Raw genomic sequence first — 18,794 nt, forward strand, 5'->3', positions numbered from 1 at the left:
TCCATTGATATTTTTCCATTGATATTTTCCGCAACTTTACGGCTGCAAATGGCGGCAAAATCGTTGACGAAGGAGCAGGCGTTCAAGGCTTAACTGATCCAAAAACGATTGAAGCGGCAGAGTTTGTTAACCGTCTATACAACGTTGAGAACGTTATGAAAATTAAAACAGGCGACAGAATGAATTATGAAGAATTCAACACGTTTAAAGACGGCGATGTAGCGATGTTCCAAGCACCGGCGTGGAATATTGGTGAATTAACGTTCGATATCGGTGTTGTGCCAATTCCGAACGGGCCACAAGGAAGTCCAGAAGTTACTTATGCGAACCCTGGACAAGCGGCTAAATTTATTCCAAAAGGCGTAAAAGACGCACAATTGGTTTACCAAATTTACGAAGAAACATTTGATATTACTCAAACGGAAGAATTCCCAAGCCAAGAGTGGCTGGAAGGCCTCTACAATCACGAGGAAGATGTAGCTATGCAGCGTGATCATATTACGAACACAGGCCAAATCTTGCTGGATGATGCTTTCCCTGATTTCCCTACTGGGAAGTTCGTTACAGATATTATCGTAAATAATCAATCAGTGACTGCGACTGCTGAGAAGTATAAGCCGGAAGCAGAAGCGTCCATAGCCAAGCTTTCTAAGTAATTGAAGGCAGCGGTTTAATGTACAGGTCGGGGGACGTCTTTCATGACTTCCCCCGATTGTATGAGAACGAGGAAAATAAATGCTAGAAGATATATGGGCTTATATTTCACCATCAAACGTGAGCTTCCCCGCCTATGGACGGAGAAACCGTTTATGCATGTAAGGAGGACCTCTGGTGATAAGCAATTTGCGGCTAACCAATGTGGCAAAGAAGATAGTCCCTTTTGTTTTGGCAGTTTTAATGGTACTTCCGTCAGTGCCTAAGGTGCATGCAGTCGGCAGTTCGGATAATGCGCTGACGGAGGAGTCCGTTCAATCCGGATCGACGAAGATCTCTGCTTATAATGAACAAAAATATCATGAATATGTCTCGCAATATGAGGCGGCTGCCCGTCCAGAGCGGGAAATCGTATTAGAAGCAATCAATTACAGCCATGTAGAGGGTGCTGAGTTCGAGAAGCTTAACAACTACGAGGGCATGGACGGATCTTCCTTGTTAACAGGTGAATCGGGCAAAGTGGAATGGTCATTTGATGTGACTGATGCGGGTCTTTATAATCTTTCTTTGCTCTATTATCCCATTGAAGGAAAAAGCTCAGCGATTGAACGGGATTTATTCATTGACGGAAAACGTCCGTTCAGAGAAGCTGCTTTCCTGCAGTTTGACCGTGTTTGGGATAATCAAGCAGCTCAAGTTGTTCAGGACAATCAAGGCAATGATCTCAGACCAAAGCAAGTGGAGAAGCCGAGATGGAGCGAGAAAACATTTCAAGATTCCGATGGTTACGAGAATGAACCTTTCTTATTTTATTTTTCGCAGGGCAAACATACGATTACGCTTGAATCTACACGGGAACCGATGGTCGTTAAACAATTGAAACTATTTCAACAGCCTGCTCCACTAACCTATGAACAGTTGCTTAAGCAGTATGAAGCAGATGGTATGAAGGAGACGAGCGGCCAATTGATTACGATTGAAGGCGAGGCTTCCACAGCAAAGTCTTCACCAACCTTGTATCCGCTAAGCGAGCGTTCAAGTGCTGCAGTATATCCTTACAGCTCTTCAAAAATAAAAATAAATACGATTGGCGGCTTGAATTGGCGTCTTCCTGGTCAATGGATGGAATGGGAAATTGATGTCCCTGAAACGGGGCTTTACCAAATTGCCTTTAAAACGCAGCAAAACTTCGTTAGAGGCATTTATTCAACTCGTACATTAACCATTGACGGTGAAATTCCTTTTAAGGAAATGGAAAAGGTTGCGTTTCGTTATAAGAGCTCCTATCGGCTTGATGTGATGGGTGGAAAGTCTCCTTATTTATACCGCCTGGAAAAAGGAAAGCATACACTCAGGCTTGAGGTAAGTTTAGGCGAGTTTGCCCCGCTCATTCGTGAGGTTGAAAGCAGTCTTTATAATTTGAATGAAATGTATCGCAAAATATTGATGATTACGGGAACAAAGCCCGATGAATACCGTGATTATCAGATTGAGAAAAAAGTTCCCAACATACTTAACGTTTTTGAAGAAGAAAGTGAACGTCTTAAAACCATTGCCTCACAGCTCGTCAAATTATCAGGACAATCCAGTGACCAAGAGGCTCTTCTAAAGACGATGTCACTGCAATTGGATGAGATGGTTGAGAAGCCGGATACCATTCCGAGAAGGCTTGGAGCCTACAAGACAAACACAGGGGGACTAGGAACTTGGGTTCAGCAAGCAAGGCAGCAGCCGCTTGAGATCGATGCGCTGTATGTCGCTTCACCAGATAAGAAATTCCCTAAAAAAGGGATGGGTTTCGCTGCGAATCTTAAGCATCAATCTGCAACTTTTATTTCTTCTTTCTTTACGGATTACAATCAGATCGGAAATATTTCTGAGGACGCCGACCAAAGGTCGATTACCGTATGGATCGGAAGCGGACGGGATCAAGCCAACACGATGAAGGCGATGATTGACGAAACCTTTACATCCGTTACCGGCATTAATGTCAACTTGAAGCTGGTAAACATGGGAACACTGCTGCCTGCAACGCTGGCGGGCCAAGGTCCCGACATCGCCATGCAGATTGAAAATGATTTGCCTGTTAACTTTGCGATGCGCAACGCTTCAACTGATTTGACACAGTTTGCTGATTTCGAAGAGGTGAGGGAACGTTTCCGTCCAAGCGCAGTTGTTCCATACAGCTATGATGGCGGGGTTTATGCGTTGCCGGAAACACAAACGTTCAACATGCTCTTTTACCGTAAGGATGTGCTTGATCAGCTGGGTCTGGAAATTCCGCAAACTTGGGATGAAGTTTCTAATTTACTAGCCGTTCTAAGTAAAAATCATATGCAATTCGGTTTGCCCGTTGTGGCACAAGCTGCTGTTCAAGGGCAAAACATACCGCCAAACTCGATGTATGCGGCACTATTATTTCAGAATGGTGGACAGCTATACCGCAATGATGGCAAAGAATCCGATCTGGATTCACGCATCGGCATCGAAACATTTAAGCAATGGACGGAGTTTTATACCGACTATAAATTAGAACGGGAATATGATTTCTCCAATCGCTTCCGTACGGGGCAGATGCCAATCGGCATTGCAGATTATACAACCTATAACCAGCTTTCTGTATTTGCGCCAGAAATTCGCGGCATGTGGGGCTTCGCTCCTGTTCCGGGAACCATCCAGAAGGATGGCTCCATTAATCGTGAGGTGCCAAGCGGAGGCAGCGCTGTCGTAATGATGAAGAAGGCGAAGGACAAGGAAGCATCATGGGAGTTCATGAAATGGTGGACCAGCGAAGCGACACAAACGGTGTTTGGTCGTGAAATGGAAGGTTTGATGGGCGCAGCAGCCCGTTATCCGACTGCCAATATCAAGGCACTCGACAGCTTGCCATGGCCGGTTGCCGATTACGAAAACTTGAAGGCGCAATTTGAATGGGTACAAGGGGTGCCGGAAGTGCCAGGCGGATATTTCACAGGCCGACATTTGTTTAATGCTTTCTATAAGACGGTTGTTGGTCAAGTGCAGGCGCGCGAATCGATTATGGACTATGTCCAATATATGCAGGATGAAATTACGACGAAACGAAAAGAGTTCGGGTTGCCGCAATAATGGAGGGAGGGTCAAGCGTGCAAAATTGGTGGAACCTGAAGCTGCGGGAAGTGAAAGCAAACAAACACTCCTACATATTGCTGGCGCCTTACATGGTTTTGTTCGCCGTGTTTACAGTACTGCCGGTTTTGGTTTCGGTGGTGCTTAGCTTTACGTACTTCAATATGCTGGAGTTTCCAAAGTTTGTCGGCTGGCAGAATTATACGCGCTTATTTCTAGATGATGATGTTTTCCTCATTGCCGTAAAGAACACGCTGTTGTTCGCTGTAATAACGGGACCAATTAGTTATATCGCATGTTTTGTTTTTGCATGGATTATTAATGAGCTGTCTCCAAAGCTGAGAGCGATAATGACTCTCGTATTTTATGCGCCATCGATATCCGGAAACGTGTATTTTATATGGCTGATGATTTTCTCTGGCGATCGTTATGGAATCGCCAACGGTTTTTTATTGAAGCTGGGCATCATCTTGGAGCCGCTTCAATGGTTGAAAAAAGAGGAATACATTTTGCCGATCATCATTCTTGTTCAGCTTTGGCTTAGTCTTGGAACGGGTTTTCTTGCTTTTATTGCAGGTTTGCAAACCGTTGACCGAACATTATATGAGGCTGGCGCAGTCGATGGCGTGAAGAATCGCTGGCAGGAGCTTTGGTTCATTACATTGCCTTCGATGCGGCCGCAGCTGATGTTCGGGGCAGTCATTCAGATTACGACGGCATTTGCAGTGGCTGATGTTTCGATCGCTCTCGCAGGATTCCCTAGCGTCAACTATGCAGCTGAGACGATAGTTACTCACTTAATCGATTTCGGTACTACCCGTTTTGAGATGGGTTACGCTTCTGCCATTGCTTCTGTGTTATTCATGATTATGGTGGGATCGAATCTCATCGTTCAAAAACTTCTTCGCAGGGTAGGTGAATAAGTTCATGAACTTCTCCTTTCGAATCCCGAGGAAACGGGTAAATCGATCGTTTTGGGGCAGCTTCTCGCTTTTTGTTTTGCTTACGGCGTTCGGTGCGTTCATGATCGTGCCGCTAATCTATGCGATCAATAATGCCTTTAAACCGTTGGATGAAATATTTATGTTTCCTCCGACATTATTTGTTCGAAACCCGACCATGAACAACTTTATCGATTTATTCGCATTGTTAGGCAATTCATGGGTTCCTTTTTCAAGATATATTTTCAACACGGTTTTCATTACCGGCATGGGAATCATTGGACATGTACTGTTAGCGTCGGCAGCTGCTTATCCGCTAGCCAAGCATAAGTTTCCAGGTAAAAGCTTCATGTTCAGCATTGTCGTTTTATCCTTGATGTTTACGCCAGCCGTRACAGCTATTCCAAACTATATGATCATGTCATGGTTAGGCTTGATCGACACGTATTGGGCAGTCATCATTCCAGCTTTTGCTTATTCGCTTGGTCTCTATCTAATGAAGCAATTTATGGAGCAAATTCCTGATGTGCTGTTAGAGGCGGCAAAAATTGATGGAGCAAGCGAATATCGAATTTTCTGGACCATCGTAATGCCCAATGTAAAACCGGCATGGCTAACGCTAATTATTTTGCTTTTCCAAATTCTTTGGGGCAGCGATGGGAATGGCTTCATTTACAGCGAACAGCTTAAATCGCTGCATTTTGCAGCGAATCAAGTTGTGGCAGGCGGTATTGCTCGCGCAGGAGCAGCGGCAGCAGTAGCACTCATTCTGATGAGCGTTCCGATTACGCTGTTCGTTTTCTCGCAAAGCCGAATTATTGAAACGATGGCGACTTCTGGAATGAAAGATTAAAAGGGGGGAATGCACTTGTCAGCGAAAAAATGGTTTCTCGTCATCGCGGCGGCTTCCCTATTGTTTATTACCGCAGCGCCTGCACCGGCGGCTGCAGCGTCGACGCCATATGAGAGCTACAACTATAACTATTGGGAAGAAGCAGTTCCAGCACCGGCGGCTTATGTACCCAAACTCTCCATATCCGGAGCTGATATCGGCATCGGTGACTTTTTAGAGCCAAAGGATATGGTCGTGTCTGCAAGCGGGMTAATATACATTGTGGACAGCGGCAATGGCCGAATCGTTATTTTAGATGATCAGTGGAAAGTGAAAAACATCATTAACGAGTACGAAAAGGACGGAGAAAAGATCGGGTTTAAAAATCCGTCGGGATTATTCGTTGATGAGGAGGAGCAGCTTTATGTTGCGGATACGGACAACGGGCGAGTTGTCGTGTTATCGAGCGACGGTGAATTGCTTCGAACAATCGAGCAGCCCAAATCTGATGTTTTGGCAAGTGATTTTAAATTTATTCCGTTAAAGGTAACGGTAGATAAAGCCAAACGGGTTTATGTCGTAGCGCAAGGCATCTACGAAGGCATCATGCAGTTTGATGAGAAAGGCCAGTTTATCGGATATGTAGGGACAAACAAAGTGCAGCGGGACTATACGGAAGTCATATGGCGCTTGCTTTCAACCAAAGCACAGAAAGCGCAAATGGTGCTGTTTATTCCAACCGAGTTTTCGAATATCGATATCGATGCCAAAGGATTTGTATATGCAACGAACATCGATCCTGACTCCAAGGAACCAGTAAAAAGACTTAATCCATCAGGTGAGGATGTGCTGAAGCGCTTCGGATACTTCGATGTGTTAGGGGATATTTTGTTCAGGCGCGCTGTGGGTCCTTCCAAGCTGATTGATGTGAAGGTACTCGAAAACGGAATGTACAGCGTGCTCGACGGAAATCAAGGCAAAGTATTTACCTACAATGATGAAGGCGATTTGCTCTATGTGTATGGCGGTAAGGGGAATCAGATCGGTACGTTTAAAATACCGGTTGCCGTCGAGCATTTGGGTGAAAAACAACTAGTGCTTGATCGTGGGAAAAGCAATATCGTCGTATTTGAGCCAACGAAGTTTGGTGCCAGCGTAAACGAGGCTGTGAAGCTGCATTACACCGGTGAGGATAAGCTGGCGGTACCGGTTTGGCAAGAAGTGCTTCGGTTAAACAGCAACTACGATATTGCGTATATAGGCATTGGCAAATCGTTGCTGATGGAGCGGAAGAACGGGGAAGCACTTGAGTATTTTAAGCTGGGCATGGACCGCGATAGTTATTCCGTAGCTTACAAAAGGTACCGCAGGGAAGTAATGAAGGAACATTCAGGAACCTTTCTAACAATGCTGATCGTCCTAGCAGCTGCATGGCTTGCGTTCAAGCTGGTAAGCTCTCGTATGAAAAAGAGGAAGCTTACGATGTCAGACTTTGCATCGCAAACCGCTAAGGAGGGCAGATCGCTATGAAACAGGATTTCATCAAGTTTCCGCTGCATTTAATCGTTCATCCTTTTGACGGCTTCTGGGATATGAAGTATGACGGCAAAGGAAAAGTAAAGGTCGCATTAGCTATTTTGCTGCTTGYCATCGTTTCTGTTATTTTACAAAATCAGTTTGCAGGTTTTCTGGTGAACTATAATGATCCACGTCATTTGAACAGCCTGACTCAGCTCGTTACGATTGTATTTCCTTTCTTCCTTTGGTGTATATCCAATTGGGCGATTACAACCTTAATGGATGGCGAAAGTAAATTCAAAGAAATTGTTATGGCGACAGGTTATGCGCTTGTTCCTATGGTCATTCTTTATGTTCCCATGACCATTGCGAGCCGGTTTATGGTACAGGAAGAAACAGCTTTTTATTATTTAGTCATGTCTATATCCACCATTTGGTTTCTAGCGCTTCTATTTGTCGGTACGATGACGGTGCATCAATATACGGCGTTTAAAACGATTATTACGATGCTGCTGACGGTAATCGTAATGGGCATTATCGTATTTCTTGGGACGCTCGTGCTGAGTATGATGCAGCAAATTATCGATTTTATTATCAATATTTATCGTGAAATCATTTTCCGTACGTAAAGGAGGCCGCACCCGTGAAAAATCGTAAAAAGCTGGTTGCGGTGCTGGCCTGTACCGCAGCAATTTGTATCTTGGTCTGCTCCGTATTGCTATTCACCAGTCGTGGAGCTAAAGCCGTTAAAGCAGCCGCTTATATGAAAATGACAACTGAGCTGGAAGCTGGAGCCGCAATTAAGGCAATGCCTGATTCTTCAAAAGGTGTGCCAGGCATGCAGCTTGTAGCGGACAATTCCGAATTATCGTTATACTACAGCGCCGAAACGACAGAGGTCGCTGTGAGGGATAAACTGCAAGGCCAAATCTGGTACAGCAATCCGCCCAATCGGAGTGAGGATGCTATCGCATCGGGCTTCGAGAAGGAAATATTGTCTTCTCAGTTGACGGTACTGTTCCGGGATTCAATCGGTACGCTGGATACATTCACCAACTTCACGGAAAGTATCGCAAATAAGCAGTTTACAGCTGAGAGCATTGAGAACGGCATTCGTATCACTTATACGATTGGCGATACGTCTATCGGCGTGGATGCCTTGCCAAGGTATATAAGCAAAGTGCGATTGGAAGAGAAGGTGCTCTCCAAGCTGGATGCGCCAACGGCCAAATATGTGGGATTGCGCTATTATCCGAAAGCGGACAATAAGGAAGTATTAGAGAGACTAGATGCGCAGGTTTCCAAGCCGCTTGTATTGAGCAAAATGACGGCGGCATTCGTCAAGGCTGGTTATTCCGATGAGGATCTTGCTTTCGACAATGAGGAAAATGGCGTTGCAGGCGGCGGCGAATCGAGCAAACCAAACTTCGTTATTCCTTTGGAATACCGCATTGATGGCGGTTCACTGGTTGCATCCGTTCCAGTCAATCAGGTCAAAGAAAGCGGAGGCTATCAAATTCGCAGCATCGAGATGCTTAATTTCTTTGGCGCTGCAGATAAGGAAAACGAAGGATATATGTTCGTGCCGGATGGAACCGGAAGCTTGATCCATCTAAACAACGGCAAGGTAAAGGAAGAGCAATACGTACAAAGAGTATATGGCCTTGATCCGAACGATAACAGCTACCGCCGCGGTCAAGTAAGCGAGAGTGCTAGAATGCCGGTATTTGGGATGAAGGCTGGAAGCGCAGCATGGTTTGCGGTGATTGAAGAAGGTGATGCTGTTGCCAGCATCGCTGCTGATATCAGCGGTAAAAAAAATTCCTACAATTATATTCACAGCAGCTACTCATTGCGTGGAGAGGATGAGCTTGAGCTTTACACAGGCTCAAAGATTCAAGAAATCCAGCTGTTGAGTGAAGAGATTTATAAAGGCGACATTCAAATTCGATACAGCTTTCTCTTTGGCGATAAGGCGAGCTATTCAGGAATGGCGGAGCTTTATCGTGACAGGCTTGTAGCTGAAAACAAGCTTCAGCCATTAAAAGATGATGAAAAGCTTCCATTTTATTTGGATATTCTAGGAACGGTCGACAAGCGGAAATCATTCCTTGGTGTACCGTACAGCTCCGTCGTTTCCATGACATCCTTTGAGCAAGCCTCACAAATGGCTGGACAACTGAAGTCGGATGGGATTGATCGATTGCTCATGCGTTACACGGGCTGGTTCGGCAACGGCGTCAATCATCAGACACCAGTAAAGCTGAAAGTGGACAGCGAGCTCGGAAGCAAGTCTAGCTTCATTAAGCTAGCGAATCAGCTGGAGCAATCCGGCGGGATGTTGTTCCCAGATGTAGCCTTTCAGCAAATTTATCATGATGATGGAGGTTTTGTTCCATCCTCTGATGCATCGCGGTTCGTTACACGGGAGGAAGCAGAGCTTTATCCTTATAACCGAGCGCTTAATCGAATGGATATGCTATTAGGCTCGTATTATTTGTTGTCACCGGCAAAGCTTCCCTACTTCGTTGATACGTTTATGAAGAAGTATGATTCGCTTGGCATGAGGGGAATATCGCTGCGGGACCTTGGCAGCGTGCTGAGCTCGGACTTCCGTACGAGCGGAGTCATTCAACGCGAAACGGCTAAAAAAATCGTTGAGGATGAGCTGAGCAAGGTGGATGAGCGCGTCGATCAAACGATGCTTACGGGTGGAAATGCTTATGTATGGCCATTCGCAGATCATCTTATAAATGTGCCAACGTCATCCAGCGGCTTCGTGCTAACGGATGAGGAAGTTCCATTTTATCAAATGGTTATTCATGGATATGTCGATTATGCCGGCGGTGCGATTAACTTAGAGGATGAGCAGGATATTCAGCAGCAGCTGCTTCGTTCGGTAGAGCTTGGCTCAGCGCCGCATTTTTCATGGAGCTATGAACCATCGTCTAAACTGAAATTCACTCATTTTGACAAGCTGTTCTCTACCCATTACAAAGACTGGTATGATCAAGCGCTGTCGATGTATAAGGAAGCAAACGATGTGCTCTCCGGTGTGAGAAATGCTCAAATGGTGAAGCATATCCGCCACCAAGACGGTGTCGTAGAGATGCAATACAGCAATGGAAAATCGATTATTGTCAATTACACAGATAATCAAGTCAGCATTAACGGAAACAAAGTTGAAGCTCAAAACTATTGGGTAGGAGGTGAGCGTTAATGAATGGTTATAAGTTAGCTTTGCGGCACAAGCGCTCACTTCTAGGCGTAGCATTTATATTCCCATGGCTGCTGGGCTTCATATTTATGTTTGCGACACCGCTTATCCAATCTATTAAATTCAGCTTCAGCAAGCTAACGGTGGAACCGACTGGGTTTATATTGGAATCGGTTGGTTGGGCGAATTTTAAAGAAGCGTTGTTCGTGGATGCTACCTTCAATCGGATTTTGACCCAATCCGTTTCTGAAATGGTTTTGAATGTACCGATGATATTATTTTTCAGCCTTTTCTCTGCTACGCTGCTTAATCAGAAGTTTCGTGGCAGAATACTCGCGAGAGCGATATTTTTCCTGCCTGTCATACTCGCTTCCAATGCGATTTCAGCTGCAGAAACAGCGGGGCTTATTAATCTAGTAGGCGATTCATCGGTCGTAAGTGAAATGGGTGAAGCTTCTTCCACCTATAATATTATGTCAATGGTCATGATACTTAGTGAAATAGGATTGCCGCTATCGTTCGTAGACTACATCGTTCAGGCGATTACTAGAATCTATGAGATTATTACAAGCTCTGGCGTGCAAATTCTTATTTTTCTAGCTGCTTTGCAGTCCGTTCCAGGTGCCATGTATGAGGTGGCTAAGATGGAAGGCGCTACAGCCTATGAATCGTTCTGGAAAATCACATTTCCATTAGTTAGCCCGCTCATTTTGACCAATGTCATCTATACGATTATTGATTCATTCTCGGGCAGCGCAGTTACGGATATGATTTTCTCGACGGCATTCACCACGCAAAACTTTGGGCTAAGCGCAGCGATGTCTTGGGTTTACACGTTGATTATAAGCGTTGTTTTGGTCATTATCGGAGTGCTGCTATCGAGAAAAGTACATTACAACTGAGTGATTAACAAAGGAGGAAGCTGCATATGGAGGCTTCACAGGCTGTTCGCAACGAGGACAATAAATATCGGCTGCAGAAAATGAAAAATAAGACGATCGATACGTTGTACGCCATTTTTCGTTACGCGCTTGTTATTGGCATCTCGTACATCATCATTTATCCGCTGCTTATGAAGTTTTCTGTTGCTTTCAAAGACAAAGTCGATATTTACAATCCGACGATTTATATGGTGCCTGTCCACTTTACGCTCGACAACATCAAAATGGCGATGGATATTTTACACTACTTTCCTCTCCTAGGGAATACGCTTGTCTTTGTTATTGTGACTACGCTACTAACGACAGCTTCCTGCGCGCTTGCTGGGTACGGCTTCGCCCGTTTTAACTTCCCAGGCAGCAATGTGCTGTTCGCTCTGGTCATATTAACGATTCTAGTTCCGACAAGCACGTTGATGGTTCCGATGTATCTTCATTTTAGAAGCTTTGACATACTCGGAGTCATTCATCTCGTGACGGGTAAGGAAGGCGTTAATCTGCTCAATACGTATTGGCCTTCTATTATAACGTCTGCGACGGCAATCGGATTAAAAGCGGGCCTGTTCATTTATATTTTCCGCCAGTTTTTTAAAGGAATGCCTAAAGAGATAGAGGAAGCAGCATTGATTGATGGCGCTGGCGGAGTGAAAACATTTTTGAAAATCATGCTGCCGAACGCCATTCCGCCAATCATTACTGTTGTGCTGTTCTGCTTTGTTTGGCAGTATAACGATACCTTTTTCACTTCGCTGTTCATGAGTGAATCCGCACTTATGCCGATTAAGATTTCGACATTGTCAGCTCAAGCCAATGCGTTGCTTCCAGGTTTGCTGGGGGTAGCGGCCGGAGGCGGTAACGTTAAGGCTGATCCGAACCATGTGGCAATGATTATTGATACGGGTATTTTGCTTGCTATCATACCGCTAATCATTTTGTACTTAGTCGTTCAGCGTTATTTCGTTGAAAGTGTGGAGCGGAGCGGTATTATCGGGTAGCAGGCAGTAGGTTAAGTAAGGATATACAAAAAGAAATGTCAAAGAAGGAGAGAAACCATAAATGTTGAATGTGAAGCAGCAATCCCGTTTCATAGTGGAACCTAAGCTCATAAACCCGAATGCAGACGATCAGGCGAAAAGGCTGATGACCTATTTATGCGACATTTATGGAACTCGCATATTGACCGGTCAGCAAATCGGTGTAGTATCAACACCTGAGCTTGAAATATTGCATGAAGTGACTGGGAAATACCCAGCTGTTTATGGCTTTGATTTCATGAATTATTCACCCTCGCGCACAGAGCGCGGGGCCACATGCTCCGATACGGATATTGCGATTGATTGGTGGCAAAGCGGCGGCATCGTAACTTTTTGCTGGCATTGGAATGCGCCTAAGGATTTAATTGATTTGGCCCCTGACCGAACGTGGGGCAGCGGCTTCTATACAAAAGCAACGACGTTTGATGTGCAGAAGGCGTTGAGTGATCAAGAGTCAGAGGATTATAAGCTGCTGATCAGAAATATTGATGCGATTTCCTCCGAGCTGAAACGGCTGCAGGATGCAGGGGTGCCTGTATTATGGAGACCACTGCACGAGGCTTCGGGAGGCTGGTTCTGGTGGGGCAGCAAAGGGGCTGAGCCCTGCGTTCAATTGTGGAAGCTGATGTATGACCGAATGACGAACGTGCATAAGTTGAACCATTTGATTTGGGTATGGAATGGACAGCATGCGGATTGGTATCCGGGCGATGAGTACGTCGATATTATTGGAGAAGATATTTATCCTCCTGAGCAAAATTACGAGTCGCAGCTTGATCGTTTCGAGAAGGCACTCGCTTACACAAGCATGAACAAAATTATTGCTTTGTCTGAAAATGGACCGATTCCTGATCCAGATCTTATGCTGCAGGATCGTGCACTCTGGGCATGGAATTGCACGTGGTATGGCAATTTTGTCTACAATACTGTGGATGGACACCGTGTATATGCCGAGAAGTTTACAGATAGGGAACAGCTTATCAAATTTTATAATCACCCTTTCTCGTTAACGAAGGATGAGCTGCCTGATTTGAAAAATTATCAGCTGCGAGAATAGCGGGTGGATGCCATTCATCGCAAGGACTAATACTTGTGCAAGGAGCACGCCATTTATGACTTTGTCGATTTGGAATCACCGAAGCAATCTGCATCGAACGCGGCGCGGAATCCAAGAAGGACGCTTGACGGTTGGCTTTATTGGAGGCTCGATTACCGATGCAAGGCCGCGCCATAACTGGCCGGAGGCAGTCATTGCCTGGTTCACGGAGCAATACCCGGAACTGCGTATCGCGGTTGAAAATGCAGCGATTGGAGCAACGGGCAGCGATTTAGCTGCTTTCCGCGCCAAACGCGATTTAATCGATACGAATTGCGATTTGGTTTTTATTGAATATGCAGTTAATGATGAAGGCGAGCCAACCTTGAAGCGCAATCGCTCGCGCGAAGGATTAATAAGGCAATTGCTCGCTGATGGCCAGCGCGATATCGTCATCGTATACACGTATTCGCAAAATATGTACAGCGCTATTACACAGGGCTTGGTACCGGATACGATTAATGAATTTGAGCGGATAGCAGAGCATTATGATCTTAGCTCGGTATGGATGGGTTTGTATGCTTTTGAGGAAGTCAAGAAAGGCAAGCTGCGCTTTGAAGAATGGCTGCCAGATGGTCTTCATCCGACAAGCAGAGGAAGCTTGAGCTATGGGCAAAGCGTAATTGCTTATCTCCAGAAGGAATTACCGTACGCGGATCACGCGGTGGAGGCTGATCAGGTTTCATACTTGATACCAAAGCCGCTGGATACACAATGCTGGGATGATGTATTCGACTTATCTTTTCATCACATTCATACGAGAGGTTCTTGGGCCATAAGGAGATGGCCTCACCTGGAGTGGATCGATCAAGTGCTCGAGACATCGGCCATTGGAGCAGAGTTGTCCTTCTCCTTCGAGGGAAGAGGACTCGTTCTTGGCTTTGACTTCGGGAGAAGCTCAGCTGAGTTTCGATACCGAATAGATGATGGGGAGTGGCAAGTGATGGAGCGGGAGAGGCCATCATGGGTCCAGGATGATGGGTGGTATCGCTTAAGCTGTTTCGGAGATGATTGGGTGAGCGGCCGTCACCGCTTCGAGCTTGAAGTCATTCATGGCAATCGACCAGAATGCACAGGCACTAATTTCCGTCTCGCGAAAGTGGGGATTATCAGGTGACCGCCCTTAGGAGCAGGCGAGTTGTCATTAGTGCGTTGGCTGTCAGCTTAGCGCTTCTAGGCGCCGCTTTAGTCGTTATATTGGCTGTTCTGCCAAGCTCAAACAAGGTAGAACCATTTTTGAAATACGAAGCGGAGTCCGGGCTGCTTCAAGGTACTATGGTTTCCAAAGAAGCGGAGGGCTTCTCTGGCTCAGGCTTCGTTACTGATTTTACGGATGAGCAGGACCAGTTATCGTTTGAGGTTGTTGCTCCAAAGGCAATATTATACAATGTTTGGGTCAGCTACCGGGCGCCAAATGGCAATAAAGTAGCTGGCATTTCATTGAATAATGAGCCCCACGGCGATTTGGTTTTACAGCCAAATGATCAATTTACGGAGCTCAAGGCAGGGAAGCTGCTTTTACAAGAGGGCACGAATACGATTAGCCTGACTCGAGGCTGGGGTTATTACGATATCGACTATATTAAGCTGCAAAAGACGCAGCCTGAAACGAAACATCAGGTTTCTGGTGAATTAGTGAATGGGAATGCTTCTGCAGAAGCCAAAAAACTAATGAATTATTTGGTGGAAAACTATGGCGAGTCGATGTTGTCGGGTCAAACCGGACTGGATAATGTTTCTTGGATTGAGAAGATTACCGGTAAAGAACCAGCGATGGTCGGGTTTGATTTAATCGATTATTCCAAAACAAGAGCAGAGCACGGAGCTATCTCGTATGAAGTGGAAAAAGCAATTGGCTGGCATAAGCAAGGCGGCATTACAACCTTCTTATGGCATTGGAACGCTCCCACCGGCATAATTGACGAGCCGGGAAAAGAATGGTGGCGGGGGTTTTATGCTGATTCGGTAACCTTTGATTTGGAGAAAGCTTTGAGTGACACTGAATCGGAGGAGTACAAGCTGCTGCTAGCTGATATCGATACGATTGCCGTGCAGCTTCAAAGATTAAAGGATGCCCATGTGCCCGTGTTATTTAGACCGCTTCATGAAGCGGAAGGCGGGTGGTTCTGGTGGGGAGCAAAGGGTCCTGAACCGGCAAAGCAGCTTTACCGAATAGTATACGATCGACTGGCCAATAAGCATGAATTAAACAATCTTATATGGATCTGGAATTCGGTCCAGCCCGAATGGTATCCAGGAGATGACGTAGTGGATATCGTTAGTGTAGATAGTTATCCAGCCCCTGGAGATCATTCTCCCGCCATTAATTATTTTGATAATCTCGTCGCTCTAGTAAGCAATAAAAAACTTGTTGCAATGACCGAAAATGGTTCCATTCCTGATCCGGACTTAATGAAAGCGTATGGTGCGAATTGGAGCTGGTTTGTCACCTGGGAAGGCGATTATTTAAACGATGGAAAACATAACAGCCAAGAGATTTTGAAAAAAATCTACAATCATTCAAATGTGACGACACTGGATGAACTTCCAGACTTGTTTAGCATGAAAAAAGCTGTAGATAAAGAAGAATGACAAGCGATAGGAAGACACATATTCTTAGGAGGACAAAATGAGAGAAACACAACTAGTGCTAAGTAATTGGAAATTCAAAGCTTGTCAGGAGCAAGAATGGATGGAAGCCATCGTGCCTGGCTGCGTTCATACGGATTTGCTGCGCAATGGCATCATCAAAGATCCTTTCTATAAAACAAATGAACATGATTTGCAATGGATTGACAAAATAGATTGGGAATACGAGACTCATTTCGACGTAAATGATCAATTGTTTAATGCTTCAACTATTGAACTCGTATTCGATGGGTTAGATACGTATGCAGACGTTTATGTAAATGGCCATCATGTATTGTCAGCAGACAATATGTTCAGAACATGGAAAGCAAATGTAGCGTCTATGGTGAATGCCAAAGATAATGTATTGTTGATTAAATTCCGCTCCCCTGTGCAAGAGGATTTGCCGAAGATCGAGAAGCTTGGCTATAATCTACCAGCTAGTAATGATCAATCAGAGCTTGGCGGACTGGGTGCTCAGAAGATAAGTATTTTTGCAAGAAAAGCGCCTTATCATTATGGCTGGGACTGGGGTCCACGATTCGTTACGAGCGGTATTTGGCGTGAAGCTAGACTAGAGGGCTGGTCCGACAGTAAAATTACGGATGTATATGTGAAGCAGGATCAGGTAAATGCTTCGAAAGCTAGCTTAACGGTAGATGTGGAAATTGAGTCGGAGCATGAATGGAACGGCTTGGTGAAGTTAAGTGCTGGGGGACAAACTTGGGAGCAGGCTGCGCACTTAAAGCAAGGGATCAATGTGATTCAACTGCCTGTTGATATCGAGAATCCAAAGCTTTGGTGGAGCAGAGGACTTGGCGATGCTCATTTATATACATTTACAGCAGAGCTTTGCAAGGATGAAGAGTTGATAGCTGCAAAGTCCGTTCGTACTGGTCTTCGCTCCATTCGATTGGTGCGAGACAAGGATGAGGTAGGAGCCTCGTTTTATTTTGAGCTTAACGGCGTTCCTGTGTTTGCGAAAGGTGCAAACCATATCCCTAATGACAGCTTCATTACAGAAGTAACAGATGAGCGATATAGACATGAAATTGTTTCTGCTGCGGAATCGAATATGAACATGCTTCGTGTATGGGGCGGCGGTATATATGAGCAGTCGGTGTTCTATGAGCTTTGTGATGAGTACGGCATCTTGGTGTGGCAGGACTTTATGTTCGCATGCAGCATGTATCCTGGCGATGAGGCCTTTCTAGAAAATGTTCGCTTGGAAGCAGAAGAGAATGTGAAGCGGCTGCGCAATCATCCTTCCATCGTATTGTGGTGCGGCAATAACGAGATTGATTCAGCTTGGGCGCAATTTGATGAGAAGGGCGGCTGGGGCTGGAAAAAAGAATATACATCGGAGCAGCGCGCTGTCATTTGGGCGGACTACGAGGCGGTTTTCCATGACATTTTACCTGATGCGGTTGAAGCCTATGCGCCAGGAACACAATATTGGCCATCCTCACCGCTTATATCGCTGTCGGGGGACATTAACCAGCATGCGCATCCGCTATCTACAGAGGGAGATGTTCATTACTGGGGAGTATGGCACGCAGTTGAGCCATTTGAGAACTACAACCTGAAAATCGGCCGTTTTATGAGTGAATACGGCTTCCAGTCATTCCCTGAGTATGATACGGTGATGAAATTCGCAACGGAGCAGGATTTGGCTCTGGATTCTAAGGTAATGCGCGCGCATCAGAAGAATGGCGACGGCAACCGTCTCATTAAAGAATACATGGATATTTATATGAGCGAGCCTAAGGACTTCCCTGCTTTCCTCTATATGAGTCAGGTGCTGCAAGCAGAAGCGATGAAGATGGCGATTGAGGCGCATCGTCGCAACATGCCATATTGCATGGGAACGTTATACTGGCAAATGAATGATTGCTGGCCAGTAGCTTCTTGGGCAGGCATGGATTATTACGGGAAATGGAAAGCTATGCAGTATTATGCGAAAAGAAGCTTCGCCGATACAATGCTGTCCTTTGACAAGACAGATGACGGCGTCATCCATATTCATGCGGTAACGGATTTGCTGGAATCGTTGAAAGGCGAGCTCAAATTATCGCTATACGATTTTGCAGGCGTGTTAATTAAGCAGGAAACGACTCAAGTGTCCATAGCAGGAAATAGTGCAGCAATTGTAAGCTCGATAAACGAGCTGGAATGGCTGACAGGCTGCAAAGCAAACCGTGTTGTATTGTATGCAGAGCTGACCCAAGGCGGTAAGCTGATAGACAGCAAGGAACATTATTTCGTGAAAGCGAAAGAACAGAAGCTTGCTTCAGCGGTTATTCGAATTTCAGAGGTTGAAGGCAGCAACGGTACGTCGTTCGCGCTGGAAACGGATGTGCTTGCTAAGCAGGTATGGATTACCGCAGAGCACGAGGGCATGTTCACGGACAATTACTTTGATTTAGTACCAGGTGTAGCTAAAATCGTAGAGTTCCGCTTGCGCGAAAGTGGAGAAGCAGCAAGTAAGCCAGCTGCAGCGGGCAAGGTACAAGCTCGTTCAATGATCGATTTTTTGGCTGAGGAAAAATAAAACGAAGTGAAAAAAACAAATAAAAAGGAGGCGCCTATAAGGGGAGGCCACTGAAAAAGTCCGTTAGATATAAAGGCACAGACCCTCAATATTTTGAGGGCGCTGTGCCTTTTTTCTTGTATACTTTCAGTATCACGTCGGAAGGGTGAATATCATGTTCCAGCCTCAACTCTCATTTGCACTTAGTCCGTACACAGCGCTGTACGACCTCATCGTGCCAAAAGACAACATGTTGCGTCAGATTAACGAACTCGTCGACTTCTCCTTCATCTACGAC

The 18,794-nt window shown here is 45.4% G+C and carries 13 protein-coding genes; all 13 read left to right on the forward strand.

Annotated elements, in window-relative coordinates; all coding sequences use genetic code 11:
* Positions 1-155: 155 nt before the first annotated feature.
* Positions 156-656 carry a hypothetical protein gene (locus tag AC1DSE_RS13990; RefSeq protein WP_477527800.1) on the forward strand — a complete coding sequence of 167 codons (501 nt, stop codon included), beginning with the start codon at positions 156-158 and terminating at the stop codon, positions 654-656.
* Positions 657-897: 241 nt separating this feature from the next.
* Positions 898-3,762, forward strand: coding sequence for an extracellular solute-binding protein (locus tag AC1DSE_RS13995; RefSeq protein WP_441881795.1), 2,865 nt, complete (start codon positions 898-900; stop codon positions 3,760-3,762).
* Complete coding sequence (locus AC1DSE_RS14000; protein ID WP_441881632.1) at positions 3,762-4,685, forward strand: carbohydrate ABC transporter permease; 924 nt, start codon at positions 3,762-3,764, stop codon at positions 4,683-4,685. The genes AC1DSE_RS13995 and AC1DSE_RS14000 overlap by 1 nt, the downstream gene beginning before the upstream one ends.
* Before the next feature lie 4 nt (positions 4,686-4,689).
* A complete protein-coding gene (locus AC1DSE_RS14005; protein ID WP_076266688.1) occupies positions 4,690-5,556 on the forward strand; it encodes a carbohydrate ABC transporter permease in 867 nt (288 codons plus the stop codon).
* A 9-nt stretch (positions 5,557-5,565) separates the two neighbouring features.
* A complete protein-coding gene (locus AC1DSE_RS14010; protein WP_477527801.1) occupies positions 5,566-7,065 on the forward strand; it encodes an NHL repeat-containing protein in 1,500 nt (499 codons plus the stop codon).
* The gene (locus tag AC1DSE_RS14015) at positions 7,062-7,682 is read left to right on the forward strand and encodes a Yip1 family protein (RefSeq protein WP_477527802.1); all 621 of its coding nucleotides are present in this window, start codon (positions 7,062-7,064) and stop codon (positions 7,680-7,682) included. Before AC1DSE_RS14010 ends, AC1DSE_RS14015 begins: the two co-directional genes overlap by 4 nt.
* A 14-nt stretch (positions 7,683-7,696) precedes the next feature.
* On the forward strand, positions 7,697-10,273 hold the full coding sequence (locus AC1DSE_RS14020) for a DUF5696 domain-containing protein (RefSeq protein ID WP_477511739.1): 2,577 nt from the start codon (positions 7,697-7,699) through the stop codon (positions 10,271-10,273).
* On the forward strand, positions 10,273-11,172 hold the full coding sequence (locus AC1DSE_RS14025; protein WP_441881623.1) for a carbohydrate ABC transporter permease: 900 nt from the start codon (positions 10,273-10,275) through the stop codon (positions 11,170-11,172). The genes AC1DSE_RS14020 and AC1DSE_RS14025 overlap by 1 nt, the downstream gene beginning before the upstream one ends.
* Positions 11,173-11,198: 26 nt before the next feature.
* Positions 11,199-12,203 (forward strand): carbohydrate ABC transporter permease, encoded by a 1,005-nt coding sequence (locus tag AC1DSE_RS14030; RefSeq protein WP_441881620.1) that lies wholly within the window; start codon positions 11,199-11,201, stop codon positions 12,201-12,203.
* Between the two features lie 61 nt (positions 12,204-12,264).
* Complete coding sequence (locus AC1DSE_RS14035; RefSeq protein ID WP_477511740.1) at positions 12,265-13,299, forward strand: glycosyl hydrolase; 1,035 nt, start codon at positions 12,265-12,267, stop codon at positions 13,297-13,299.
* Between the two features lie 55 nt (positions 13,300-13,354).
* Positions 13,355-14,455 (forward strand): SGNH/GDSL hydrolase family protein, encoded by a 1,101-nt coding sequence (locus AC1DSE_RS14040; RefSeq protein ID WP_477527803.1) that lies wholly within the window; start codon positions 13,355-13,357, stop codon positions 14,453-14,455.
* Positions 14,452-15,930, forward strand: a complete 1,479-nt coding sequence (locus AC1DSE_RS14045; protein ID WP_477527804.1) for a glycosyl hydrolase — start codon at positions 14,452-14,454, stop codon at positions 15,928-15,930. The genes AC1DSE_RS14040 and AC1DSE_RS14045 overlap by 4 nt, the downstream gene beginning before the upstream one ends.
* A gap of 37 nt (positions 15,931-15,967) precedes the next feature.
* A complete protein-coding gene (locus AC1DSE_RS14050; protein WP_477527805.1) occupies positions 15,968-18,517 on the forward strand; it encodes a beta-mannosidase in 2,550 nt (849 codons plus the stop codon).
* The last annotated feature ends 277 nt before the right edge of the window (positions 18,518-18,794 follow it).

Source organism: Paenibacillus sp. 01L418, from assembly GCF_056400045.1.

Excerpts from the sequence above, each read along its gene's own strand:
- AC1DSE_RS14035 (WP_477511740.1), top strand. The coding sequence starts at position 12,265 with ATGTTGAATGTGAAGCAGCAATCCCGTTTCATAGTGGAACCTAAGCTC.
- AC1DSE_RS14000 (WP_441881632.1), top strand. The coding sequence starts at position 3,762 with ATGGAGGGAGGGTCAAGCGTGCAAAATTGGTGGAACCTGAAGCTGCGG.
- AC1DSE_RS14040 (WP_477527803.1), top strand. The coding sequence starts at position 13,355 with ATGACTTTGTCGATTTGGAATCACCGAAGCAATCTGCATCGAACGCGG.
- AC1DSE_RS13990 (WP_477527800.1), top strand. The coding sequence starts at position 156 with ATGAAAATTAAAACAGGCGACAGAATGAATTATGAAGAATTCAACACG.
- AC1DSE_RS14050 (WP_477527805.1), top strand. The coding sequence starts at position 15,968 with ATGAGAGAAACACAACTAGTGCTAAGTAATTGGAAATTCAAAGCTTGT.
- AC1DSE_RS14025 (WP_441881623.1), top strand. The coding sequence starts at position 10,273 with ATGAATGGTTATAAGTTAGCTTTGCGGCACAAGCGCTCACTTCTAGGC.
- AC1DSE_RS13995 (WP_441881795.1), top strand. The coding sequence starts at position 898 with ATGGTACTTCCGTCAGTGCCTAAGGTGCATGCAGTCGGCAGTTCGGAT.
- AC1DSE_RS14030 (WP_441881620.1), top strand. The coding sequence starts at position 11,199 with ATGGAGGCTTCACAGGCTGTTCGCAACGAGGACAATAAATATCGGCTG.